The sequence below is a fragment of the Limnohabitans sp. genome, assembly GCF_044361645.1.
GTDB lineage: Bacteria > Pseudomonadota > Gammaproteobacteria > Burkholderiales > Burkholderiaceae_C > Limnohabitans_A.
In genome coordinates, this window is record NZ_JBIKIL010000055.1 from 1 (window position 1) to 23,457 (window position 23,457).

The 23,457-nt window shown below is 61.8% G+C and carries 25 protein-coding genes and 2 pseudogenes; 16 read left to right on the forward strand and 11 right to left on the reverse strand.

Translation table 11 applies throughout. The annotated features are described in order from the left end of the window. A partial coding sequence (locus tag ACIQ39_RS10165; protein ID WP_396434485.1) for a tyrosine-type recombinase/integrase occupies window positions 1–558 on the reverse strand: 558 nt, incomplete at its 3' end. Between the two features lie 440 nt (window positions 559–998). Here ACIQ39_RS10165 and ACIQ39_RS10170 point away from each other — a divergent pair. From ACIQ39_RS10170 to coaD, 4 genes and pseudogenes are all read left to right on the forward strand, one after another. Next, a pseudogene (locus tag ACIQ39_RS10170) lies at window positions 999–1,331 on the forward strand (RsmD family RNA methyltransferase); the annotation flags it as partial. A 124-nt stretch (window positions 1,332–1,455) separates the two neighbouring features. Next, window positions 1,456–1,857, forward strand: coding sequence for a hypothetical protein (locus tag ACIQ39_RS10175; RefSeq protein WP_396434486.1), 402 nt, complete (start codon window positions 1,456–1,458; stop codon window positions 1,855–1,857). 193 nt (window positions 1,858–2,050) lie between these two features. Further along, window positions 2,051–2,749 (forward strand): 16S rRNA (guanine(966)-N(2))-methyltransferase RsmD, encoded by a 699-nt coding sequence (rsmD, locus tag ACIQ39_RS10180; protein ID WP_396434487.1) that lies wholly within the window; start codon window positions 2,051–2,053, stop codon window positions 2,747–2,749. Then, window positions 2,746–3,252: a pantetheine-phosphate adenylyltransferase gene (gene coaD, locus ACIQ39_RS10185; protein ID WP_396434488.1), complete on the forward strand. Its 507-nt coding sequence runs from the start codon at window positions 2,746–2,748 to the stop codon at window positions 3,250–3,252. Before rsmD ends, coaD begins: the two co-directional genes overlap by 4 nt. Window positions 3,253–3,339: 87 nt before the next feature. Here the strand turns inward: coaD and recJ are convergent, their stop codons facing one another. Together recJ and ACIQ39_RS10195 are read right to left on the reverse strand one after the other, a co-directional pair. After that, window positions 3,340–5,133, reverse strand: coding sequence for a single-stranded-DNA-specific exonuclease RecJ (gene recJ / locus ACIQ39_RS10190; protein WP_396434489.1), 1,794 nt, complete (start codon window positions 5,131–5,133; stop codon window positions 3,340–3,342). Window positions 5,134–5,141: 8 nt separating this feature from the next. Beyond that, entirely contained in the window at window positions 5,142–6,086 is a 945-nt protein-coding gene (locus ACIQ39_RS10195) for a hypothetical protein (RefSeq protein ID WP_396434490.1), read from the reverse strand. A gap of 49 nt (window positions 6,087–6,135) precedes the next feature. Here ACIQ39_RS10195 and ACIQ39_RS10200 point away from each other — a divergent pair, with 49 nt between their 5' ends. From ACIQ39_RS10200 to ACIQ39_RS10250, 11 genes are all read left to right on the forward strand, one after another. Next, complete coding sequence (locus tag ACIQ39_RS10200) at window positions 6,136–7,404, forward strand: lipoprotein-releasing ABC transporter permease subunit (protein WP_396434491.1); 1,269 nt, start codon at window positions 6,136–6,138, stop codon at window positions 7,402–7,404. Continuing rightward, entirely contained in the window at window positions 7,397–8,095 is a 699-nt protein-coding gene (gene lolD / locus ACIQ39_RS10205) for a lipoprotein-releasing ABC transporter ATP-binding protein LolD (RefSeq protein ID WP_396434492.1), read from the forward strand. The genes ACIQ39_RS10200 and lolD overlap by 8 nt, the downstream gene beginning before the upstream one ends. Before the next feature lie 17 nt (window positions 8,096–8,112). Continuing rightward, window positions 8,113–9,021: a TatD family hydrolase gene (locus ACIQ39_RS10210; protein ID WP_396434493.1), complete on the forward strand. Its 909-nt coding sequence runs from the start codon at window positions 8,113–8,115 to the stop codon at window positions 9,019–9,021. After that, window positions 9,018–9,563 carry a DNA-deoxyinosine glycosylase gene (locus tag ACIQ39_RS10215; protein ID WP_396434494.1) on the forward strand — a complete coding sequence of 182 codons (546 nt, stop codon included), beginning with the start codon at window positions 9,018–9,020 and terminating at the stop codon, window positions 9,561–9,563. Before ACIQ39_RS10210 ends, ACIQ39_RS10215 begins: the two co-directional genes overlap by 4 nt. Next, window positions 9,560–10,330, forward strand: coding sequence for a spermidine synthase (locus ACIQ39_RS10220; RefSeq protein WP_396434495.1), 771 nt, complete (start codon window positions 9,560–9,562; stop codon window positions 10,328–10,330). Before ACIQ39_RS10215 ends, ACIQ39_RS10220 begins: the two co-directional genes overlap by 4 nt. 145 nt (window positions 10,331–10,475) lie before the next feature. Then, on the forward strand, window positions 10,476–10,964 hold the full coding sequence (locus ACIQ39_RS10225; protein ID WP_396434496.1) for a tripartite tricarboxylate transporter TctB family protein: 489 nt from the start codon (window positions 10,476–10,478) through the stop codon (window positions 10,962–10,964). Window positions 10,965–10,977: 13 nt separating this feature from the next. After that, on the forward strand, window positions 10,978–12,489 hold the full coding sequence (locus ACIQ39_RS10230) for a tripartite tricarboxylate transporter permease (protein ID WP_396434497.1): 1,512 nt from the start codon (window positions 10,978–10,980) through the stop codon (window positions 12,487–12,489). A 166-nt stretch (window positions 12,490–12,655) separates the two neighbouring features. After that, window positions 12,656–13,630, forward strand: a complete 975-nt coding sequence (locus tag ACIQ39_RS10235) for a Bug family tripartite tricarboxylate transporter substrate binding protein (RefSeq protein ID WP_396434498.1) — start codon at window positions 12,656–12,658, stop codon at window positions 13,628–13,630. A 1-nt stretch (window position 13,631) separates the two neighbouring features. After that, window positions 13,632–15,254, forward strand: a complete 1,623-nt coding sequence (locus ACIQ39_RS10240) for a gamma-glutamyltransferase family protein (protein WP_396434499.1) — start codon at window positions 13,632–13,634, stop codon at window positions 15,252–15,254. Beyond that, complete coding sequence (locus ACIQ39_RS10245; protein ID WP_396434500.1) at window positions 15,251–16,168, forward strand: DMT family transporter; 918 nt, start codon at window positions 15,251–15,253, stop codon at window positions 16,166–16,168. The genes ACIQ39_RS10240 and ACIQ39_RS10245 overlap by 4 nt, the downstream gene beginning before the upstream one ends. A gap of 68 nt (window positions 16,169–16,236) precedes the next feature. Next, entirely contained in the window at window positions 16,237–17,037 is an 801-nt protein-coding gene (locus tag ACIQ39_RS10250; RefSeq protein WP_396434501.1) for an SDR family oxidoreductase, read from the forward strand. Between the two features lie 62 nt (window positions 17,038–17,099). Here the strand turns inward: ACIQ39_RS10250 and ACIQ39_RS10255 are convergent, their stop codons facing one another. From ACIQ39_RS10255 to ACIQ39_RS10285, 7 genes and pseudogenes are all read right to left on the reverse strand, one after another. After that, the gene (locus ACIQ39_RS10255) at window positions 17,100–17,360 is read right to left on the reverse strand and encodes an SDR family oxidoreductase (protein ID WP_396434502.1); all 261 of its coding nucleotides are present in this window, start codon (window positions 17,358–17,360) and stop codon (window positions 17,100–17,102) included. Beyond that, a pseudogene (locus ACIQ39_RS10260) lies at window positions 17,314–17,916 on the reverse strand (3-keto-5-aminohexanoate cleavage protein); the annotation flags it as partial. The pseudogene ACIQ39_RS10260 and the gene ACIQ39_RS10255, both read right to left, overlap by 47 nt. Further along, window positions 17,913–18,875, reverse strand: a complete 963-nt coding sequence (locus ACIQ39_RS10265; RefSeq protein ID WP_396434503.1) for a 3-hydroxyacyl-CoA dehydrogenase — start codon at window positions 18,873–18,875, stop codon at window positions 17,913–17,915. The gene ACIQ39_RS10265 and the pseudogene ACIQ39_RS10260, both read right to left, overlap by 4 nt. 9 nt (window positions 18,876–18,884) lie before the next feature. After that, window positions 18,885–19,667 (reverse strand): SDR family oxidoreductase, encoded by a 783-nt coding sequence (locus ACIQ39_RS10270; protein ID WP_396434504.1) that lies wholly within the window; start codon window positions 19,665–19,667, stop codon window positions 18,885–18,887. Between the two features lie 43 nt (window positions 19,668–19,710). After that, window positions 19,711–19,908 carry a hypothetical protein gene (locus ACIQ39_RS10275; RefSeq protein ID WP_396434505.1) on the reverse strand — a complete coding sequence of 66 codons (198 nt, stop codon included), beginning with the start codon at window positions 19,906–19,908 and terminating at the stop codon, window positions 19,711–19,713. 62 nt (window positions 19,909–19,970) lie between these two features. After that, entirely contained in the window at window positions 19,971–20,822 is an 852-nt protein-coding gene (locus tag ACIQ39_RS10280; RefSeq protein ID WP_396434506.1) for a class II aldolase/adducin family protein, read from the reverse strand. A 205-nt stretch (window positions 20,823–21,027) separates the two neighbouring features. Continuing rightward, complete coding sequence (locus ACIQ39_RS10285; RefSeq protein WP_396434507.1) at window positions 21,028–21,927, reverse strand: DMT family transporter; 900 nt, start codon at window positions 21,925–21,927, stop codon at window positions 21,028–21,030. A gap of 137 nt (window positions 21,928–22,064) precedes the next feature. On the opposite strand from ACIQ39_RS10285, the gene ACIQ39_RS10290 reads away from it, so the two are divergent. Next, window positions 22,065–23,048, forward strand: a complete 984-nt coding sequence (locus tag ACIQ39_RS10290) for a quinone oxidoreductase family protein (protein WP_396434508.1) — start codon at window positions 22,065–22,067, stop codon at window positions 23,046–23,048. Between the two features lie 108 nt (window positions 23,049–23,156). Here ACIQ39_RS10290 and ACIQ39_RS10295 read toward each other — a convergent pair. Next, window positions 23,157–23,457, reverse strand: a 301-nt coding sequence (locus ACIQ39_RS10295) for a hypothetical protein (protein WP_396434509.1), incomplete at its 5' end; no start/stop codon positions are given.

Consider the following 23,457-nt stretch of genomic DNA (forward strand, 5'->3'; position numbering starts at 1 on the left):
GTTCACGCAGTGCGCGCGCAGTGCGCCCAGCAAACTGGGGCTGAGCAAGGTGTACCGGTCTGCGGCCCCTTTGCCCGCACGCACACGCACCATCATGCGGTCGGGGCTTGAGTCGATGTCGGCCACTTGCAGCTGGCACGCCTCGCTCACGCGCAAGCCAGCCGCGTAGAGCACTTGCAGCAGCATGCGGTGCCCCGTGTGCGGGCAGGCATCGAACAAGCGGCTGATCTCCAAACGCGAGAGCAACTCGGGTTGCTTTTGCGGCACTTTGGCCATGGGCGGGCGCAGATGGCGCAACTCGGTGGGGCGGCCAAGCACCGTCTCGAACAAAAAGCGGCAGGCACTGGCAGCGTGGTTGACGCTGCTGTAAGACAACTTGCGGTCTTGAACCAGATGCAGCAAGTACGCTTCGATTTGCTCGGGCGCAAGTCGCGCCGGGTTGGTGTTGCCGTGGTGGCGAGAGAGTCTGGCAATGGCTTCGGTGTAGCACTCAATGGTGCGCGCAGACAGACCGCGCACGGTCATGGCATCGATCATGCGTTGACGCAGTGGGTTCATGGTTTTGCTCCTGAAGTTCCGGGGAAGATTCCCCAGCCCTCAGATTGCAAATAAGCACGCCATTTGCCAAGCCCCGCACCATGCAAAACGCGGTGGCAGCACTTGCGTACCAGCCACCGCGTCAGCGGTTTAGTTCAACCTTAAGTTTTCGAATGCATGGCCTCTTGCTAAATTGCTTTGAAATCTCCAAACCCCCGATGGAACAACTTCAGCATCATTGCACTCCGTATTTACCTTGACGCTAAGCTGGAGTGAGTGGTTTTACTCGTTGCAGCACAAATGTTGTCTGGCGTGAAGTTTTGGAAGATTCATCTGGGGATGCCCGTTGTTGCTTGGTTCGCGTCACATCTTCACAGCCGACTGCTGGGGCCTGTGCTAATTATTGAGCGCACCTACACTTGCATACTATGGCTTAATCCAAATCCCCACGACCCGCCCGTGCCAGTGGCTGCGCGCGTCCGGATTCGGCCAAGAAACCGGTTTCCCACGCCCCCAAAGGCCCGCCCTCGCACGAGGTGCGCATCATTGGCGGCCAGTGGCGGCACACCCGCTTGAAGGTGCTGGAAAAGCCGGGCCTGCGGTCCACGCCCGACCGTGTGCGCGAAACGATGTTCAACTGGCTTGGCCAGGACCTGAGCTGCTGGCGCTGTGTGGACGCGTTTGCGGGCACGGGTGTGCTGGGCCTAGAAGCCGTCTCGCGTGCCGCGGTTCATGTGCTGATGGTCGAGCAAGACGCGGTGCTGGTGCGTGATTTGCAAGAGAACGCCACGCGCCAAACGACGAAACACGGCGTTACAACTGGGTTGCCCAGTGCGTCATCAGGACTGGCACAGGTGGCGTTGTAGTCACAAGTTCAACAAAGTGTTGGACTGAAAACCTGATGAAAGAATTTTGATCATGAACAAGCTGCTCGCCACCCTCGTTGCCGGTTTCTTTGCTGCCGCTGCCTTTGCCCAAGCGCCCGCCTTGCCTGCGACAGCTGTCACAGCGCACGCGGCTGCCGCGACCGGAGCCAAAGCCGCGACAGCGGTTACAGCACCTGCTGCGGCCGCGACCGCGACTGCAACCAAAGCCGCAACAGCTGCCACAGCACCTGCCGCAGCCGCGACCGCTGCAACAGCTGTCACAGCACCAGCTGCTGCAGCCGTGACCGCAGCCAAAGATGCCAAAACTGATATAAAGGCCACTGCAAAAGACAAAGCGGAGAGTCGCGCCAAAGCCAAAGCCGAAAAGAAAGCGGCCAAAGCCGCTGCCAAGGCACAAGCCAAGGCCGATGCCAAAATGGCTGCTGTCAAGTGATGGCACAGGACCCGCGTTCACGCTGACTCCCTGACCTTGTTGAAAAAAAACCAGCGTGATGCTGGTTTTTTTTCGTCTGTCTTTGCTCTGAGCCACAGGCGTTCAGCGGCTGGGCTTGATGCGGCGCTGTTTTCCCTCGGTATCCCGATCACATCGCGTTCGCAGTGCACCGTGGCCTTTACACTTGCGCACCATGCCTTCATCGAAAACACCACGCTCATCGACCCACGCCGCAGCCTCCAAACCTGCTGTCCGAAAACCTGTCGCCAAAACCCCCAAAGGCCAGCCCTCGCACGAGATCCGCATCATCGGCGGGCAGTGGCGGCGCACCCGACTGAAGGTGCTGGACAAGCCGGGCCTGCGGCCCACGCCCGACCGGGTGCGCGAGACGCTGTTCAACTGGCTGGGCCAGGACCTGAGCGGTTGGCGCTGTGTGGACGCGTTTGCAGGCACGGGCGTGCTGGGTCTGGAGGCTGCATCGCGTGGCGCGACCCATGTGCTGATGGTCGAGCAAGACGCGGTGTTGGTGCGCGATTTGCAAGACAACGCCACCCGCCTGAAAGCCAGCATGGTGAGTGTGCAGCGCGGCGACGCGGTGAGCACTTTGGGCCGTTTGCCCGCGGGCAGTGTGGACCTGGTCTTCATCGATCCGCCTTTTGATGGCCCCTGGTTTGAGCCCGCGCTCAAAGCGGCGGCCCGTGCCGTGCCCGTGGGTGGCTGGATTTATTTGGAAGCGCCTGTGTCTTGGCCTACCGATGCATTGACGGCCTTGGGGCTAAAGTGCGAACGCCACCTCAAAGCGGGCGCAGTGCACGCCCATTTGTTGCAACGGGTCAGCCCTCAATCTGCCCCCACCTCGATTGCCATCCCTGCTGAAGGAGACATGCCATGAGCCGTTCTGCCAACGCTGTTGTGACCGCTGTGTATTCGGGTACGTTTGACCCTTTGACCTTGGGCCATGAAGACGCGATCCGCCGTGCCGCGCAGATGTTTGACCAGGTCATCATTGCCGTGGCCGTGGCGCACCACAAAAAAACCGTCTTCAGCCTGGACGAGCGCGTGGCCTTGGCGCAAGCGGCTTTGGCCGATTGCCCGAACGTGAAGGCGCTGCCGTTTGATGGTTTGATTGTGGAGTTTGTGCGTGCGCAAAACGCACAAGTGATCGTGCGCGGCCTGCGTTCGGTGACCGACTACGACTACGAAACCCAAATGTCGGGCATGAACCGCCATCTGGCCCCGGAGGTCGACACCGTGTTTTTGCACACCAGCGCCCATGTGCAGCACATCAGCAGCACCTTGGTGCGCGAAATCGCCAAGCTCGGCGGCGATGTGTCGGGCCTGGTGTCGGCGCCGGTGCTCAAGGCCTTGCAGGGCAAGGTCGCCACCAAGCATTGAGAGAGACCCTGTGGGAGCCCACCCCGTGGGCGATGGGCATGGGACATGCCCCGAAGATTTCGCCCACAGGTGTGGGCTCCTACAAGTTCAAACCTCCGCGCCTTCGACCAAAAAGCGTACCCGCTTTTGCCCTTGCCATTCGTCGGCGTCCAGCCGGTAGGCCAGCTTGACGCGTGCGGGCAGCGGCTCGGTGCGGCCAAACCAGATGCCCTCGACCGGCTGGCCTTGGTGCTTCATCTTGAGGGCCAGGTGTTTCTCGCCCACCAGGCGCTGCGACACCACCTCGACCTCTTCGCAAAACACGGGCGGCGCAAAGCCTTGTCCCCAAACCTCGTGGTGCAGCATGTCCACCAGGTCCACCCGGCGGTACTCGGCGGGCAGCGGCCCATCGGTTTCCAAGCGGCGTTGCAAGGTGGCCGCGTCCAGCCATTCCAAGGCCACCTGATGGAGCGTTGCCTCGAAGAGTTCAAAGTGTTCTTCGGCAATCGTGCAGCCGGCCGCCATGGCGTGACCGCCAAAGCGCAGCAGCACACCGGGGGCACGTTTGGCCACCAAATCGAGCGCGTCGCGCAAATGAAAGCCCGCAATCGAGCGGCCCGAGCCCTTGAGCTCGTGTTCTTTGCCCGGCGCGCTGCTGGCCGCGAACACAAAGCTGGGGCGGTGCAGTTTGTCCTTGATGCGCGAGGCCACGATGCCCACCACGCCCTCGTGAAAATCCGGGTCGAACACGCAAATGGCGGGGGGCGGCTCGTCGCCTTCATCAAACAAAGACTCGGCCATTTCCATGGCCATTTCGCGCATGCCGCCCTCGATCACGCGGCGTTCACGGTTGATGGCGTCCAACTGCTTGGCCAGTTCGTCGGCGTGGCCCACGTCATCGGTCAGCAGGCACTCGATGCCCAAGCGCATGTCGGCCAGTCGGCCTGCCGCGTTGATGCGTGGCCCCAAGGCAAAGCCAAAGTCAAAGGTGGTGGCCTTGGCGGTTTCGCGGCTGGCCACCCGCATCAGCGCGGCCATGCCGGGCGGCAAAGCACCCGCGCGCACGCGGCGCAGGCCTTGCGCCACCAGGCGGCGGTTGTTGGCATCCAACTTGACCACATCGGCCACGGTGCCCAAAGCCACCAAGGGCAGCAACGCGTCCAGCTTGGGTTGAGGTCGTGCCCCCAAGCTCCCCACCTCGTGTGCTTGGCCGCCCCCCGAGGCGGCGCTCGCCAGTTGGGGGCGGCCCGGCGTTGGCGCGGTGGCATCGAACACGCCGCGCTGGCGCAGCTCGGCCCGCAGGGCCAGCAACACATAAAACATCACGCCCACACCGGCGATGGATTTGCTGGTGAAGCCGCAACCGGGCTGGTTGGGGTTGACGATGACTTCGGCGCTGGGCAATTCGCTGCCCGGCAAATGGTGGTCGGTCACCAGCACCTGCAAGCCCAGGGCTTGCGCGGCCTGCACACCGGCCACGCTGGCGATGCCGTTGTCCACCGTGATCAACACATCCGCGCCTTGCGCGTGCACGCGCTCGGCAATCGCGGGCGTGAGGCCATAGCCGTCCACCACGCGGTCGGGCACCAAGTAGCTCACATGTTGGGCCCCCAGCATGCGCAGGCCGCGCACGCCCACGGCGCAGGCCGTGGCCCCGTCGCAGTCGTAGTCGGCCACGATGCACAGGCGTTTGTTGTGCGCCATGGCGTCGGCCAGCAAGCGGGCCGCCTCCAGGGTGCCCAACATGCCCGCCGGGGGCAGCAGCAGGCCCAGGGCATCGTCGAGTTCATCTTTGGACTGCACGCCACGGGCGGCGTAAAGCCGGGCCAGCAACGGGTGGATGCCCGCTTGTTCCAGCGCCCAGGCGCTGCGCGGGGGCACATCTCGGATGAGCAAATTCATGGGGTGATTCAGTCGCTGATGAGGGCTTGCAGCGCCGCTGCAGGGGATGTTGTGTTGAAGAGTCGAGAGATTCTTTGGTGCCAAGTGGCTGGCTTGTTGGTGTAGCTTTGTGCTCGGAGTTCGCTGCACAAGCTGAGCGTGACCTGGCCCCCAGTTTGCAGGTGCTGCAACGCATCGGCCACAGCCGTGTTGTCCAGCGCTTGCCAGGCTTGCCGCCACGCAGCGACATCGGCTTGCAATGCGCTGCTTCGCAAGCTGTCTGGCATGTGTGCGCTCTGTCTTGCCACTGGTGAGCTGGCCGCCAAGACACCTGCGCCGTGCAACCAAAAAGCGTTCACGGTGTGTTGTCTGCGGGACTCACGGGCGTCGTTCACCGGGTGGTTGTAAAGCAGCATTTGCATTTCGCTTTGCAGGCGCTGCAAAGGGCGGGCTGCGGCTTGCTCGGACGTCCAGAGCTGGACGTTTTGGCCAATCACCCGGTCGAGTGAAGCCGTGGCCAGCCCGGTCAACAAGGCGCCCTGAATGTGCCAGCGCAAAGCGCTGTGCCAAGTGGCTTGCAGGCCGTCTTCTTGCAAAAACGGCTGCATGGCCAGCAACAGTTGCTGAGACTCGGTGTCGGACAGATGCAAATGATCGGGGTCGGCCATCACCACTTGGCCTATGCCGATTTGCCAGTGGCAGGGCGTCATCCAAGATTGCGCTTGAGGGCTGTCGTGGCCTTGCAGCGCTTGGTGCCAAGCGGCCCATGGCAGCGTTGGTGCAGCAGGGTCCCAGCCCAAGCTTTGGGCCAGCAGCCGTTCGTGTGGCAAGTGCCAAGATGCGGGGCTGTCGCGCAACAGGGCTTGCGGCTGCAGCTGGCCCAGCAGGGCTTGCAAGTGGGGCAAGGGCAACCCGGCGCAGGCCTCAGGGCCGGTGAAGGCTTGGCTGGCCGCATAGGGAATGATCAGGTGCATGGGCGTGCATTGTCGCAGCTGCCCGGGCCGCACTGCACAATACGGGCTTATGACTTTTTTCCAAAAAATTCCTTACGAATGGGTGCTCGGCTGGCGTTACACACGCGCGGGTCGCGCCACCCGGCGCAACGGCTTTATTTCCTTCATTTCGGGGGTGTCCATGATGGGCATTGGCCTGGGCGTGGCGGCGCTTGTCATCGTGCTGAGCGTGATGAACGGCTTTCAAAAAGAGGTGCGCGACCGCATGCTCGGTGTGGTCTCGCACATTGAGGTGTATGCCGCCGATGGCGCGGCCGTGGTTGAGCTGCCCGCTTTGCTGGACCGCTTGAAGGCGCACCCGCAGGTGGTGGGGGCTGCGCCCTTCATCACTGCGCAGGCCTTGTTGGCCAGGGGTGAAGACATGAAAGGCGTGCTGGTGCGCGGCATCGACCCGGTGCTGGAGCCCGAGGTCAGCGAGCTGTCCAACGACACCCAGGCCGGCGTGCTGCTGCGCTTGTTGCCGGGCGAGTTTGGCATGGTGCTGGGGCGAGATTTGGCCAACAATTTGTTTTTACAAAGCGCAGACTCGGTCACGCTGGTCTCACCCTCGGGCCAAGTCACCCCGGCCGGTGTGCTGCCGCGCATGAAGCAAATGCAGGTGGTGGGCACCTTTTCTTCGGGCCATTACGAGTACGACTCGGCCCTGGCGCTGATGCATGTGGACGACGCGGCACGCATGTTCCGCCTTGAAGGCCCCAGCGGGGTGCGCCTGAAACTGCGCGACTTGCACCAAGCGCGCGAGGTGGCAAGTGCCTTGCAGCTGAGCTTGGGGGCTGGGTTTTTTGTGCGCGATTGGACGCAGCAAAACAAGACTTGGTTTGCTGCCGTGCAGGTCGAAAAACGCATGATGTTCATCATCCTCACACTCATCGTGGCGGTGGCGGCCTTCAATTTGGTCAGCACGCTGGTCATGACGGTGACCGATAAACGCGCCGACATCGCGATCTTGCGCACCCTGGGGGCCAGCCCGCGCAGCATCATGGGTATTTTTGTGGTGCAAGGGGCCACGGTGGGCGTGATCGGCACCCTGAGCGGCCTGGGCTTTGGTCTGCTGGTGGCTTTCAACATCGACGTGATCGTGCCCGCGCTGGAAAAGCTGTTCAATGCCAGCTTTTTGCCGCGTGACATCTACCTGATCAGCCGCATGCCCAGCGAGCCACTGGCCAGCGACATTTGGCCGGTGGCCATCATCTCCCTGGTGCTGGCTTTTGTGGCCACGCTCTACCCCAGCTGGCGCGCCAGCCAGGTCAACCCGGCGGAGGCGCTGCGTTATGAATGACACCCAAAACATGGGCACCGTGCTGCAGGCCCAGGGCCTGACCAAGCGGTTCACCGAAGGGCGCTTGGATGTGACCGTGCTGCAAGGCGTGGACCTGCAGGTGAACGCCGGGGAGACGCTGGCCATCGTGGGCGCTTCGGGCTCGGGCAAGAGCACCTTGCTGCATTTGCTGGGCGGGCTGGATGCGCCCAGCCAAGGCACAGTGCAGCTCAAAGGGCAGTTGCTGTCGGCCCTGAGCGCGGCCGAACAAGGCCAGTGGCGCAACCGCTACCTGGGTTTTGTCTACCAATTCCACCACCTGTTGCCCGAGTTCAGTGCTTTAGACAACGTGGCCATGCCGTTGTGGATTCGCCGCCAAGACCGTGCCGAGGCGGCTGTGCTGGCCACCGCTTGGCTGCAACGCGTGGGCTTGGGTGAGCGCTTGCACCACCGGCCTGCCGAGTTGTCGGGCGGTGAACGCCAGCGTGTGGCCTTGGCCCGCGCTTTGGTGAACGAGCCGGCCTGCGTGCTGGCCGACGAGCCCACCGGCAACCTGGACCGCGAAACCGCCGACGGCGTGTTCGCGCTGCTGCTGCAACTGGCCCGCGAGCGCGGCACGGCCTTTGTGGTGGTCACGCACGACCCCGCCTTGGCGGCGCGTTGCGACCGGCAATTGCACTTGGTCAAGGGCGTGTTGCAAGCGCCGGTATGAATTGATCGGCTACTTGGATGTGGATCGACACGCACTGCCACTTGGACGCGGCCGAGTTTGACGCCGACCGCGACGCGGTGCGCGCGGCGGCCCGCGCTGCAGGCGTCACGCGCTGCGTGATCCCGGCGGTGCACGCTGGCCACTGGCCTGAGGTGGCGCAACTGGCCGAGCGGCATGGCGATGCTTACGCCTTGGGCATCCACCCTTTGTGTGTGCCGCAAGCTTTGGAGGGCGATGTGCTGGCGCTGGACCAGGCCTTGACCGAACGAAGTGGCGACCCGCGCCTGGTGGCGGTGGGGGAAATTGGCCTGGACTTCTTTGTGCCCGCGCTCAACACGCCGGACATGCGCGAGAGGCAATGGTTTTTTTACACCGCGCAATTGAAGCTGGCCCAAAAGCATGGCCTGCCCGTGATCTTGCACGTGCGCCGCTCGGCCGATCTTTTGCTCAAAGGCTTGCGCCAGTGCCCGGTGACCTCGGGCATCGCGCACGCCTTCAATGGCAGCCACCAACAGGCGCAGGCCTTTGTGGAGCTGGGTTTTGCGCTCGGCTTTGGCGGCACGCTGACGTATGAGCGTTCTTTGCAGCTGCGCCGACTGGCCTGCGAACTGCCTCTGAGCGCCTTGGTGCTGGAGACCGACGCGCCCGATATCCCGCCGCAGTGGCTTTACCAAACCGCTGCGCAACGGTCGCTGGGCGCAGCACAGGGGCGCAACAGCCCGGCCGAGTTGCCGCGCATCGCGCAGGTGCTGGCCGATTTGCGCGGCATGGCGCTGGTCGAGCTGGCGTCGGCCACCACCGGCAACGCACTCCGGGTGTTGCCCAAGCTGGCCGCTGCACTGGCACTGCCACCCGCATGGCCCCCCGTACCGTCATCTTCAGCTGCGCCGCCATCTGCACCGTCATCTGCACCGGCCTCAGCATGACCAGGCCTGCGCTTGTCCCATCGATCGCCAGTGCCCGTTTGCAGGGCCTGCCCCCGTTGACGGCCCCCCACACCCGCGTCTTGGTGCTGGGCAGCTTTCCCAGCGTGAAGTCCTTGCAGCAACAACAGTACTACGCCCACCCGCAAAACCATTTTTGGCGCATCGTGCAAGCCCTGTGGCCCCAAGCGCCCTGGCCCGAGGGCCCTGACTATGAGCGGCGCTGCGCGTGTTTGTTGGCCCTGGGTGTGGGGCTGTGGGATGTGTACGCCACATGTGAGCGCGAGGGCAGTTTGGACAGCGCGATCCTCCACGCCCAGCTGAACGACTTCCCGAGTTTGCTTCAGCACAGCCCCCACTTGCGCGCCATCGCCCACAACGGTGGTGAGAGTTTTCGCCATGCCCCAGCGGTGGAAAAATCGCTCGCGCCAGCGGTCGGGGCCGGGCGCATCACGCTGCATCGCCTACCATCGACCAGTCCTGCCAACGCGGCTTGGACTTTTGAACAAAAACTCACCGCTTGGCGGGTGGTATTGACCCCATGACCCGAAAAAAATCCTCTGCACCCTCACTGGCCTTGCCCGAAGTCAATTTCTCCGAAGACGGTGACATCCGCTACTTGCACTTGGGCACCGAATGGATTCAGGGTTCGATGTTTTTGGACCGGCCCTTTGACATTGAGCTGGAGTATGTGCAGCGCATGTTCGCTTGGCTGCTGTTCATGCCGCAGGCCGAAGTCAAGGGCGCTCACGCCATGCAATTGGGTCTGGGGGCGGGCACCATCACCAAGTTTTGCTACAAAAAACTCAAGATGACCTGCACCGCCGTGGAACTGAACCCGGGCGTGCTGCACGCTTGCCGGGGTTGGTTTCGCCTGCCGCCCGACGACGAACGCTTGCGCGTGGTGTTGGCCGATGCGTCACTGGAAATCCAGAAGGACGAATGGCGCGGCACGGTGGACGCTTTGCAGGTGGATTTGTACGACGAAGAGGCCGCAGCCCCAGTGCTCGACACGCCCGACTTTTACCGCCATTGCCGCGACTTGCTGACGCCACAAGGCTGCATGACCGTCAATTTGTTTGGTCGCTCGTCCAGTTATGCCGACAGCGTGGAAAAGATTTGCGCCGCATTTGGCGAAGATGCGGTCTGGGCCTTCAAACCCACACGCGAGGGCAATGCGATTGTGCTGGCGCAGCGCACGGCCAGTCGGCCATCGCGTGAGGCCTTGCGGCAAGCGGCCAGTGAGATAGAGCAAAAATGGGCTTTGCCAGCAGCCAAATGGCCGATGGTCTTCAAGCCCCTGACCCTGTGAAGGCGCTCTGAGCCAAGCCTGCACGCGCGAATGAGCTCAGGGTAAACCATGTGGCTCGAGTGCCCTTGGCCTAGGTGTAACCCACATTCGTCAAGCGCGCTTGTTCCCACACAATGGGGCCAAATCAAATTCGAGGAGAGATTGCGTGATCATCAAGAGTCAAAAAGACTTTTTTTCGGGCCTTCTGTATGCGTCCGTCGGTGCGGCTTTTGCCTTCGGTGCCACCCACTACAACATTGGCACGGGCGCCCGCATGGGGCCCGGTTACTTTCCGCTTTTGTTGGGCGTGTTGTTGAGCGTGATTGGCTTGTACATCATGTTCAAGGCCATGGTGGTGGAGACCCGCGACGGTGACAAGATTGGCAAATGGGCTTGGCGTCCCTTGTTTTTCATCATTGCCGGCAACTTGTTGTTTGGCGTCCTGTTGAGCGGTCTGCCCAAGTGGGGCATACCGGGCATGGGCCTGATTGTGGCCATCTATGGCGTGACTTTGGTGGTCAGCAAAGCAGGAGGCCTTTTCAGTTTGAAAGTGTCCCTGATCTTGGCCACCATTCTCTCAACCATCAGCTATTTGGGCTTCATCAAACTGCTCAACCTGCAGTTCCCTGTCTGGCCATCGTTCATCACGGGTTGAGGAGAAATTTTTCATGGATCTGTTTGATAATTTGGCGCTCGGTTTTGGGGTGGCGTTCACCTTTCAAAACCTGATTTACGCGTTCATCGGCTGCTTGCTGGGCACCTTGATCGGCGTGCTGCCGGGCGTAGGCCCTGTGGCCACCATCGCCATGCTCTTGCCGGCCACTTATGCGCTGCCGCCGGTGGCAGCGCTGATCATGCTGGCCGGTATTTATTACGGCGCGCAATACGGGGGCTCCACCACCGCCATTTTGGTCAATTTGCCCGGCGAGGCTTCGTCGGTGGTGACCATGATCGACGGCTACCAAATGGCCCGCAAGGGCCGTGCAGGCCCCGCCTTGGCTGCGGCAGGCTTGGGCTCCTTCTTTGCCGGCTGTGTGGGCACATTGGTGTTGGCGGCGTTTGCAGTGCCCTTGACCGAAGTGGCTTTCAAGTTTGGCCCGGCCGAATACTTCTCGCTCATGGTGCTGGGCCTGATCGGCGCGGTCGTGCTCGCCTCGGGTTCGCTGGTCAAAGCGGTGGGCATGATCGTGTTGGGCTTGTTGCTCGGCTTGATCGGCACCGATGTGAACTCTGGCGTGGCGCGTTACAGCTTTGACATTCCTGAGTTGACCGATGGCATTGGCTTCATCGTGATCGCCATGGGTGTGTTCGGTTACGGTGAGATCATTGCCAACTTGGGCAAGCCCGATGAGGAGCGTGAAGTTTTCGCCAAAAAAGTCGATGGCCTGATGCCCACCAAGGAAGATTTTAAAAACATGGTGCCCGCCATCTTGCGCGGCACGGCCTTGGGTTCGGCGCTGGGCATCTTGCCGGGCGGTGGTGCCGTTCTTTCTGCTTTTGCGGCCTACACCATCGAGAAAAAAACCAAACTTCGGCCCGGTGAAGTGCCGTTTGGCCAGGGCAACATCCGGGGTGTGGCCGCCCCCGAGTCGGCCAACAACGCGGGCTCGCAAACCTCCTTCATTCCTTTGCTGACGCTGGGCATTCCGCCCAACGCCGTGATGGCGCTGATGGTGGGGGCCATGACCATCCACAACATCCAGCCTGGCCCTCAGGTGATGACCAGCAACCCCGAACTGTTTTGGGGTCTGATCGCTTCGATGTGGATTGGCAACGCCATGCTGATCATCTTGAACCTGCCCTTGATTGGCATCTGGATCAAGCTCCTCACCGTGCCCTACCGTTGGTTGTTCCCGGCCATTGTGTTGTTTTGTGCCATTGGCGTTTACTCGACCAACAACAACACCTGGGACATTTGGATGGTGGGCTTGTTCGGCGTCGTGGGTTATGTGTTCATCAAACTCGGCATGGAGCCAGCCCCCTTGCTGCTGGGCTTTATTTTGGGCCCCATGATGGAAGAAAACCTGCGCCGCGCCATGCTTTTATCGCGCGGCGACTGGAGTGTGTTTGTCACGCGCCCCCTGTCTGCCAGCCTGTTGGCCATGGCATTGTTGCTCTTGATTGTGGTGACCTTGCCGTCCATCAAGTCCAAACGCGAAGAGGCTTTCGTCGAGGACTGACCAGACTTTGATGTCCCCTGCGACGGCCTCTTCGGAGGCCGTTGTCTTTGGGAGCGCTTGTGCTTGTGCAGACCGTGATCTTGTCACTTGGGTGCAACTGCTGCGCAAGCCCTCTGAGAAAATCCATTTTTATTTTTGCGCCTGATTTGGGTAGAGGAACAGCACCATGAAAAAACGACATCTGCTGCGTGGCCTGTGCGCTGCCAGCTTGGCGCTGGCCTGTCTGGGCCAAATCCAAGCGCAGACCTACCCCAACAAGTCGGTGCGCCTGATCGTGCCCTTTCCGGCCGGTGGCGCGACCGATTTGTTTGCCCGCACCTTGTCGCAAAAAATCAGCGAAAAATTGGGCCAACCCGTGGTGGTGGAAAACCGCCCGGGTGCCGGTGGCACTTTGGGCGCTGACCTGGCGGCCAAGGCACAGCCCGACGGCTACACGCTGCTGCTGTCCACCTCCAGCACGCACTCGATTGGCCCCAACCTGAACCCGCGCATGCCCTACGACGCGGTGCGCGACTTCACGCCGATTGCCCATTTGGGCAACGCGCCCAGCATCATGCTGGTGCCCAACAGCTCACCCGCCAAAACCGTCAAGGAGTGGATAGACCACGCCAAGAAAAACCCGGGCCGTTTGAACTACGCCTCGAGCGGCAATGGCACCATCGTGCAATTGTCGGCCGAGCTGTTCAAGGCGCAGGCCGATGTGTTTGTGGTGCACATTCCCTACAAGGGCACGGCCTTGGCCATCCCTGACCTGATCACCGGCAAAGTGGACGTGCTGTTTGACAGCCTGCCCACGGGCATGCCGCACGTGCGCGACGGCCGTTTGCGTGCCTTGGGCGTGACCACCCTCAAACCCACGGCGCTCGCACCGGGCATCCCCGCCATCGCCGATGTCTTGCCCGGCTACGAATCCAACACCTGGTTTGGTTTGTTTGGCCCCAAAAACCTGCCCACCGAGGTGGTCAGCCGCATCAACACGGCGGCCAAGCAGGTGCTGCAAGACCCCGAGGTGATGGACAAACTGCTGCGCTTTGGCATTGAGCCTGTGGGCGGCACACCCGCCCAGTTCAGCACCATGTTGGCCAGCGAGTCGGCCAAATGGAAAAAAATCATCACCGAGCGCAAGATCACCTTGGAATGACATGAATTTCGACTACCAGTTCCCCTACACCAGCACCCGCTTGCCGCTGTTTGCGCGCAATGTGGTCTCCACCTCGCACCCGCTGGCCGCGCAAGCCGGCCTGCGCATGATGCTCAAGGGCGGCAACGCGGTGGACGCCGCCATTGCGGCCGCCGCCGTCATCACCCTGACCGAGCCGGTCAGCTGCGGCCTGGGGTCTGACGCCTTCGCCATTTTGTGGGACGGCCAAGAGCTGCATGGCCTGAACTCGTCTGGCCCGGCACCTGCCACTTGGACGCCCGGGTACTTTCACCGCAAATACGGCGCCGAGGCCAAAACACCGCCCAAGCGCGGCTTTGACTCGGTCACCGTGCCCGGCGCCGTGGCGGGCTGGGTGGCACTGAGTGAGCGCTTTGGCAAGCTGCCCTTTGCCGACTTGCTAGAACCCGCCATCGAAGTGGCCGAGCGCGGTTATTTGATTCCCGTGGTGGTGCAGCAAAAGTGGGCCGCCGCCACGCCTGAGTTGCAATCGCAACCGGGCTTTGCGCAAAGCTTTTTGCCCTGGGGCCGTGCGCCGCAGGTGGGCGAATTGTTCCAGTTCAAAAACGCGGCGCGGGGCCTCAGGGCCATCGCCGCCACCCAAGGCCAGGCGCTGTATGGCGGTGAGATCGCCCAAGCCATCGAAAAGTTTGCCAAGGATAACGGCGGCAGCATCACCGCCAAAGACCTGGCCGACTTCAAGCCCGAGTGGGTCAAGCCCATGGCGCAAGACTACCGGGGCTACACCTTGCACGAGATCCCGCCCAATGGCCAGGGCATCGCGGCCTTGATCGCTTTGGGCATCTTGTCCAACTTTGACTTGGCCAGCCACCCGGTGGACAGCGCCGATTCGCAGCACCTGCAGATTGAGGCCATGAAGCTGGCCTTTGCCGACCTGTACCGCTATGTGGCCGATCCGCGCTACATGGAGGTGCCGCCCGAGCAGATGCTGGACCCGGCCTATTTGGCCAGCCGCGCCAAGCTGATCGACATGAACAAGGCGCAAGACTTCAAGGCCGGCAACCCGGTCAAGGGCGGCACGATTTACCTCACCGCCGCCGATGAAAGCGGCATGATGATCAGCTTCATCCAGAGCAACTACATGGGCTTTGGCTCGGGCGTGGTCGAACCCACCTATGGCATCAGCCTGCAAAACCGGGGCCACGGTTTCAGCACCGACTTGCAGGGCCAAAACCCCGCCAACCTGGTGTTGCCCGGCAAGCGGCCTTTCCAAACCATCATCCCTGCCTTCTTGACCAAAGACGGCCAGCCTGTGATGAGTTACGGCGTGATGGGCGGCAACATGCAACCCCAAGGCCACATGCAAACCTTGGTGCGCATGCTCGACTACGGCCAGAACCCACAAGCCGCGTGCGACGCACCGCGCTGGCGTTACAACACCGGCCTGAACATCAACGTGGAGGCCGCGATGAAGGGCCAAACTGTGCAAGACCTGATGGCTCGCGGCCACCAGCTGGACATCATCAACGACTCCTACCAAGACTTTGGTGCGGGCCAGTTCATTTGGCGCATGGGTGATCCGGCGGTGCAGGGTTACCAAGTCGCCAGCGACCCGCGCCGTGACGGCCAAGCCGTGGGCTTTTGAGGGTGCCAAGCCCTGCGCGCCCTGTACCGCTGCTGAGCACGGGCTTGTTGCTGGCTGCGACCGGCTCCATGGCCTTCAGCGGCAAGGCCATCATCGTCAAGCTGGCCTACCAGCATGGTGTGGACGCGGTCACCCTGGTGATGTGGCGCATGCTGTTGGCCTTGCCCTTGTTTTTGCTGATGGCCTGGTGGGCCGGGCGCGGCAAAGCGCCCTTGACCCGGCAAGACATGTGGGGCGTGCTGGGGCTGGGCTTTTGCGGCTATTACCTGGCCAGTTTTCTGGACTTTTGGGGCTTGGAATTCATCAGCGCGTCTTTGGAGCGTTTGATCCTCTACCTCAACCCCACCTTGGTGCTGGTGCTCGGTTGGTTCTTGTTCAAAAAACGCATCACCCAACGCCAAGGCGTGGCCATGGCCATCAGCTACTCAGGCGTGTTGCTGGTGTTTGGCCACGAGTTGGGGCTGGCCGGGCCGCACGCGGCCTGGGGCGCTTTGCTGGTGTTTTTGAGTGCCGTCAGTTATGCCGTGTACCTGACCTACAGCGGGCAGCTGGTCCAGCGCTTGGGGTCTTTGCGTTTGGCGGGTTTGGCCACCTCGGTGGCCTGCGGTTTTTGTTTGCTGCAGTTTGTGCTGCTTCGGCCCTTGGCGTCGGCCTGGGTGCCTGAGCCGGTTCTTTGGCTCTCGCTGCTCAATGCCACGGCCTGCACCGTGCTGCCGGTGCTCTTGGTGATGATGGCCATTGAGCGCATCGGGCCGGGCTTGACGGCGCAAACGGGCATGATCGGCCCCATGTTCACCCTGCTCATGGGCGTGTGGATCTTGGACGAGCCGTTCAACGCATGGATCATCGCCGGGACCGTGCTGGTCTTGAGCGGTGTGTTTTGGGTCACGCGGCCATCCGGCCGTGCAACGTAATGCGGCCAGCGGGCCGTCAACTGTGATGCGGCCAAAGGGCCACATCGCATCAACTTCAGGAGATCGACATGGACTTGGGCATTGCAGGCAAATGGGCTTTGGTGGGTGGCGCAAGCAAAGGCTTGGGCTGGGGTTGCGCACGGGCCTTGGCCCTGGAAGGCGTGAACGTGGTCATGGTGGCACGCGGCGCCGAGGTGCTGAACAAGGCCGTGGATGACTTGCGGGCCGAGACCGGTGGCCAGGTCAAGTTGATCGCTGTGGCGCACGACATCACCACCGAAGCCGGACGCGACGCGATTTGGAATGTGGCCGGCGGCCCCGGCAAAGACTACGACATCGTGGTCACCAACGCGGGTGGCCCACCGCCCGGCGATTTCCGCGACTGGGACCGTGAGGCCTGGCTCAAAGCCATTGACGGCAACATGCTCACGCCCATCGAACTCATCAAAGCCACGGTGGACCGCATGGCCGCACGCGGCTTTGGCCGCATCGTCAACATCACCAGCAGCTCGGTCAAAGCGCCCATCGACGTGCTGGGCCTGTCCAACGGCGCACGCAGCGGCCTCACGGGCTTTGTGGCCGGTGCTTCGCGCAGCGCCATCGCCGCCCAAGGCGTGACCATCAACAACTTGCTGCCCGGCAAATTCGATACCGACCGCATCCGCTCCACCCTGCCTGCCATGGCGCAAAAAGCGGGCAAAACCGTGGAAGAGCTGCGCGTGATCCAGCAAGCCCAAATTCCCGCCGGGCGCTACGGCAACCCGCAAGAGTTTGGTGCGATTTGCGCCTTCTTGTGCAGCCAGCATGCGGCCTACATGACGGGGCAAAACGTGCTGGCCGATGGGGGGTCTTACGCGGGGACGTATTGAGGGGGAGGTATTGAGCTTTGAGCCCAGCACGCAGGTGCTGGGCTCAAGCCAGGCGAGCGCTTTCACATGGTGATGGACAAGCCACCGTCCACCACCAAGGTTTGCCCCGTGATGAAACCCGCTTCGTCCGATGCCAGAAAGGCCACCGCCGTCGCCAGGTCTTGGGCTTGTCCCCAACGGCCAACCGGGGTTCTTTGTGCCAACCAGGTGTTGAAGCAAGGGTCGGTCCACAACGCCAGTGCCAACTCGGACTGGCTGAGGCCGGATGCGATCGCGTTGACCGTGACACCAGTACAGGGAATCTTCCAGACCCACCCGAACATGCGGACCCCTGGCCGCACCGATGCTGGCCAGGGGGATTTGGTTTCGACAAGAGGCCTTTGACCAGACCCCGGTCCAGAAAGTGAGCGAGGTTGTACAAGTGGCTGATGTCGTAGCACTCAAATTCAAACCTTGTGCCCTTGTCTGTGCCTCGGCGCAAAATGCTTTCGATGTCTTTGTAGGTGTTTTTGAAAACCAAGTCGCGGCTGTTTTCCAGGTGCTGGCGTTCCCAATCGTGTTTCAGCTTGGGCTAACGGTTCAGCTTTGGAGCAGACCGAAACTCATGGAGCTCATGTTGAGCGAGGCCACCTCGGTTTGGAAACGCATCACCGGGCGCATGCGGTCCTCCACCGTCATGTGGGGACTGCCCCCTGTGGTGATGTTGATCACCGGGTCCCGCGCGTGCAGGTGGTGAAGGATGGCGGCACCCGCTTGGGCGGCATCGATGGCCGTTTGGGCGATGTCGTCTGCACTGACGGGCAGGTGGGGCGACATGCTCGGCGCGTGAATGGCACCCGTGGGGGTGCAGGTGATGATGACTTTGCGATTTTTGCTCATGTGGGACTCCGGCTTGGGGTCGGGGCTTCCAGCGCTTTTTTGTGCAGTGCCAAGGCCATGAGGCGGCGATCGCGCCACTGGCGACGATCGGCCAAGGCCTCTTCGGGCAGCAGCTGACGGCGGGCTTTTTGCAATTGAGCGATCAGTTCCGGCGACCAGTCTGCGGTGGAGGCTTGATCTTGGGCAATCGACTGGTACATGCCGCCGTAACGCGCACAGTAGTCGGCCAAGCCCCCCGGTGCATTCAGATCGATGGTTTCAAAAGGCCCCATGAACGACCAGCGCAGGCCCAAGCCTTCGCGGATCGTGATGTCCAGGCCGTCGGCATCGACATAGCCTTGTTCGACCAAGCGAAAAGCTTCGCGTAAAAGGGCGCCTTGCAGGCGGTTCAAGATGAAGCCTTCCAACTCGCGGCGCACATGCACGGGCTTTTGTTGCACGGCCTGCATCAAATCCATGCAGGTCTGAACGGCCGCTGGAGCCGTCCAGGGCGCTGGACAAACCTCGACCACAGGCACCAGGTAGGGGGGGTTGACCGGGTGCGCCACCAAGCAGCGCTCACGGTGCTGCAGGTTTTCGGTGAAGGACGATGCGGGCATGCTGGAGGTGGAACTGCCAATCACCGCGTGCGCAGGAGTCAGCGCGTCGAGCTGGACATACAAAGCCTGCTTGACCGACAAGACCTCGGGCACGCTTTCTTGCACATAGTCGACTCCGCTGAGCGCATCGCTGAGTGCCTCGCACACACGGATGCGGGACATCAACGCAGCGGCATCGTCAACCAGGCCGCTGCGCTGCAGTTCTTGGGCCAATTGGGCGACCAATTCCCGTGCCCTGTGCAGGGCCGCTGTGTCGCCGTCCCACAACCTGACCTCACAAGCTGCCCGGGCGAACACCAAGGCCCAAGCTTGACCAATCAGGCCCGTACCCACCACTGCGATCACATGTTGGTTTGTCATGGCGTGCTTTCAGCTCAGTGCTTGGGTGTGACCGTCGACGGCCAGTGCTTGACCATTGATGCTGCGCGCTGCCGGACTGGCGGCAAACAGCACGGTGTGGGCAACGTCCAGGGGTGTCACCATGCGGCCCAATGTCGATTGGTTTTCGTAGTCCCGCGTGACTTGGTCTAAGGGCTTGTTCATGATTTGTGCTTTGGCCGCGATCACCGCCCGAATGCGCGGCCCATCCACCGCGCCGGGCAATACCGCATTGCATCGGATGCCTTCTTTGCCCAATTCGATGGCCAGCGACTTGGTCAGACCGATCACCGCCCATTTCGAGGCTGAATATGCCGAACGGCCGGGCATGCCCAAATGGCCAGCAGCGGACGACATGTTGATGATCGAGGCTTGCTGCGACAGGCGCAGGTGAGGCACGGCGTGTTTGGCACACAAAAACTGACCGATCACATTGACCCTCAAGGTGTTTTCCAAGTCGGCGAGGGCCAATGCCTCAATGCGGGCCGTGGGGCCGGCAATGCCGGCGTTGTTCACCAGCACATCAATGCCGCCCATGTGATGCTGTGCACGGGTGACCAGATTTTTCACCTCCTCTTCGACGGCCACATCGGCATGACAGCCGTGCAAGCCAGGGTGGTCTTGCAGGGCCAGTTGCAAGGCCGCTGGGTTCACGTCGCAAATGAAGACTTGGGCACCGGTCTTTAAAAATTCTTGGGCAATGACCAAGCCAATGCCGCTGGCGCCCGCGGTGAGCAGGACTTTGAGTGGGGTGGATTTGATTTCAGATGACATGGTGGTGGTGTTTAAAAAAAGTGGCAGGGGTCAATCGGTCGAATCAGATCCACAGCTTTTCATGGCGGTAATCCAGATCCTTGAGCAGGGGTGCGGCGGGTCCCAGGTGCGAGATGCGTCCCCGGTCCAGCACCAGGGCGCGGTCTGACAGGGCCAGTGCCAGATCCAAATTGTGGTCCACGATGAGCATGCTGACGTCGCCCTTGAGCTTCAAGATGGCCTTGAAGACCTCTTTTGTCATGGCAGGCGACAGGCGCGCTTCTCGTGCGCGTTGTTTGCAGGCTGCATGGATTGTTCAAGGCGTCAATCTAAAAAATCTGCCTCGCTGCGCACCAGATCGTTCCAGAGGGTCTGAAAGTGCAGCCAGCCGATGTATTCGCTGCCCACGTGTTCGCGGCTGTAGCGGGCGCGCTCGGGGGGCACCAGGCGTGGGGTTTGGCCTGTGGCCATCACGGCCAGTTGTTGCTGGCAGCAGCGCTCGAGCGCGATGAACCAAAAGGCTGCAGCCTCGATGCTGTGGCGGCTGGCGGTGAACAGACCATGGTTTTGGTGGATCGCGGCTTTTACGCCCTTGAACCAGTCGGCCACTTTCAGGCCCGCCTGGACTTCAACCGCCACTTGACCGGCTTCGTCGCCAATCACCACATGGTCTTCAAAGAAGGCGGCCGCGTCTTGCGAGATGGGCAGCAAGGGCTGACCCAGCGATGCGAAAGCCGTGCCATACAGCGTGTGGGCGTGGCACATGGCCAAGATGTCGGGGTGCGCCTCGTGCACGGCGGCGTGCAGCACAAAACCGGCGCGGTTGACCGCATAGTCGCCCTCGATCACCTGGCCCTGGTGGTCCACCAAGATCAGCTTGGAGACCTTGACCTGGGCAAAGTGCACCGCCATGGGGTTGGTCCAATACAGGTAGGGGCGCTCGGGGTCGCGGATGGTCAGGTGCCCGGCAAAGCCGTAGTCCAGCCCGGCGCGGGCAAAGGCCCGGCATGCTCCTGCCAGGCGTTCTTTGAGGTACTGGCGGTGCTGGGCGTGGTTGTCAAAAGTGGGCACGCCCGGAAACAGCAAACCCGCCTGATCGGGTTGGTAAATCGACACCTTGGGCTCGGTCAGCGGGTCAAAGCGGTGCTCTGAGGGCAAAAATTGGTTGGTGGTCACGGGGGGTCCTGAAAAGAGAATGGGTTTCCGTCGGCCCCTATTTTCCACACTTGGGATTCTCAACTTGGCTTGCCTTGAAAAGGGGGCGTGTTCATCGAACCATGAAAGCACTTGAGCTGGATTCCCGTTGCATGCGAATGCTGACGCCTTTGTGCCGTGCTTGTTGGCACAAAGCGCTGAGTCGGCTGAGTCGGCGCAACCCGGCTCAGTTTTTTGAAGAGACCCAAATCCCGCCGATGATCAGCGCAAACGCCAGGGCGTGGAACAGCTGCGGCAACTCGCCCAAAAAAGCGGCCGAGAAGATGGCCGCAAACAAGGGCGTGAGGTTGGCAAAAAAGCCGGCCACTGCAGGGCCCGCTTGTTGGATGCCCAAGCTCCAGCAGCGGTAGGCCAGCACAGCCGGGCCCAGGGCCACAAAGGCCAGGGCAGCGATCAGTGGCCAGCCCCAGGTGATGTGCGCGTCGCTCAAACCCCACTCCAGCCCCGCAAACAAGCCCGACCAGACCAGGCCAAACACCACTTGGGCCAGCAAGAAAGCGGCCCAGTCGTTACGAATTGCCGTGGGTTCGTCGCGGCGGCTGAGCAGCCAGCTGTACCAAGACCAACACGCCGTGGCCAGCAAAATGAACACATCGCCCACCACCAACCGTACCGCCAAGAGTTGCGCCCAATCGCCGCGCGAGAGCACCACCAGCACGCCCAAGATGGACAGCACAGCGCCATACATTTGGGTGCGCCGCACGGGCGCTTGAAAAAACAGCGCACCGATGGCCAGCATCCACACCGGCCCGCTGGCGGCCACCAAGGTGACGTTCAGCGGTGTGGAGGTTTGCAATGCCAAATACTGCAGGGCGTTGTAGCAGCCCACACCCAGCAAGCCAAGCAGCGCAAAGCGCCGCCAGTGTTGCCACAGCCCGCTGCTGCGCCGCAAGACCCAAGAGGCCAGGGGCAGCAAGATGAACAAGGCCACCGTCCAACGCAAAAAATTCAGCGTGGCGGGCGGCACCAAATCGTTGACCAAACGCCCCACCACCGCATTGCCCGCCCACATCAAGGGGGGCACGGTCAGCAGCAACGCGGTCATGGGCGAGAGTTTTTGAGACATGCGGCACTGTATCGGGGTTCGGGTTTTCCCGCTGTCCCTCAGCTGTCGCGCAGCTGCCCCCGTTTCGCGATGGCGCAAGCGATTCGTGGCAAAGTGATGGCCTGAACACCTTCACACCCCCACAGGAGATTATTCCCATGAGCCTTGCCGTCCAAATTGACCAACACGGTGGTCCCGAAGTCATGAAGCTGGTCGATGTGACCGTGGGCGAACCCGGCCCCGGCGAGATCCGCATCCGCCACAAGGCCATTGGCCTGAATTTCATCGATGTGTACCAACGCAGTGGCCTGTACAACATGCCCATGCCCCTCAAACTGGGCATGGAAGCCTCGGGCGTGGTCGAGGCCGTGGGCGAGGGTGTCACGCACTTGAAGGTGGGCGACCGCGCGGCTTACGCCAGCCAGCCGCCCGGCAGTTACTGCGAGGTGCGCGTCATGCCCGCCAAGTGCGTGTGCCAGTTGCCCGATGCGATCTCGTTCGAGACGGGTGCGGCCATGATGCTCAAGGGCCTGACGGCGGAGTACCTGCTCAAGCGCACCTCACCCCAGGGGGGACTGCATGCGGGCGACTTTGTGCTGTTCCATGCGGCAGCCGGGGGTGTGGGCCTGATCGCCTCGCAGTGGGCCAAAGCCCTAGGCTTGCGCCTGATCGGCACGGCCGGCAGTGACGCCAAGTGCGCTTTGGCCAAAGCCAATGGCGCGGAGTTTTGCCTCAACTATGCCACCGAAGACTTCTTGGCCAAGGTCAAAGAGATCACCGGTGGTGCAGGCGTGAAGGTGGTCTACGACTCGGTAGGCAAGGACACCTGGGACAAGTCACTCGACTGCCTGGCCCCCTTGGGTTTGATGGCCAGTTTTGGCAACGCCTCTGGCCCCGTGGCGCCATTTGCACCGGGCATTTTGGGCCCCAAGGGCTCGATCTACGTGACCCGCCAGACCTTGTTCAGCCACATCACCAACCGTGAGAACACCCAGGCCATGGCCGACGATTTGTTCGAGGCGGTGACCAGTGGCAAAGTGAAGATCCACATTGAGCAGACCTTCCCCTTGGCAAAAATCCAAGACGCGCACATCGCCTTGGAAGCCCGCAAGACCACGGGCTGCACCATCATCACGCTTTGAGCTGGCACCTGCACTTTGAGCTGGCACCCGCACTTGCTTCGCGGTCAGAGACCGCTCCCACAAAAAGAACTGAGGTGGCCTTTTTGTAGGAGCGGTCACTGACAGCTCTCACGAAAAGAACTGGGGCGGCCTCTTTGTAGGAGCGGTCACCGACCGCGATGGATGTGGCAAACACCTAGGACCAATTTTTTCGCGGTCAGAGACCGCTCCTACAAAAAGAATTGGGGTGGCCTCTTTGTAGGAGCGGTCACCGACCGCGATGGGTGTGGCAAAGACCTGAGGGCCAATTTTTTCGCGGTCAGAGACCGCTCCTACAAAAAGAATTGGGGTGGCCTCTTTGTAGGAGCGGTCACCGACCGCGATGGGTGAGGCAAACACCTGAGGGCCAATTTTTTCGCGGTCAGAGACC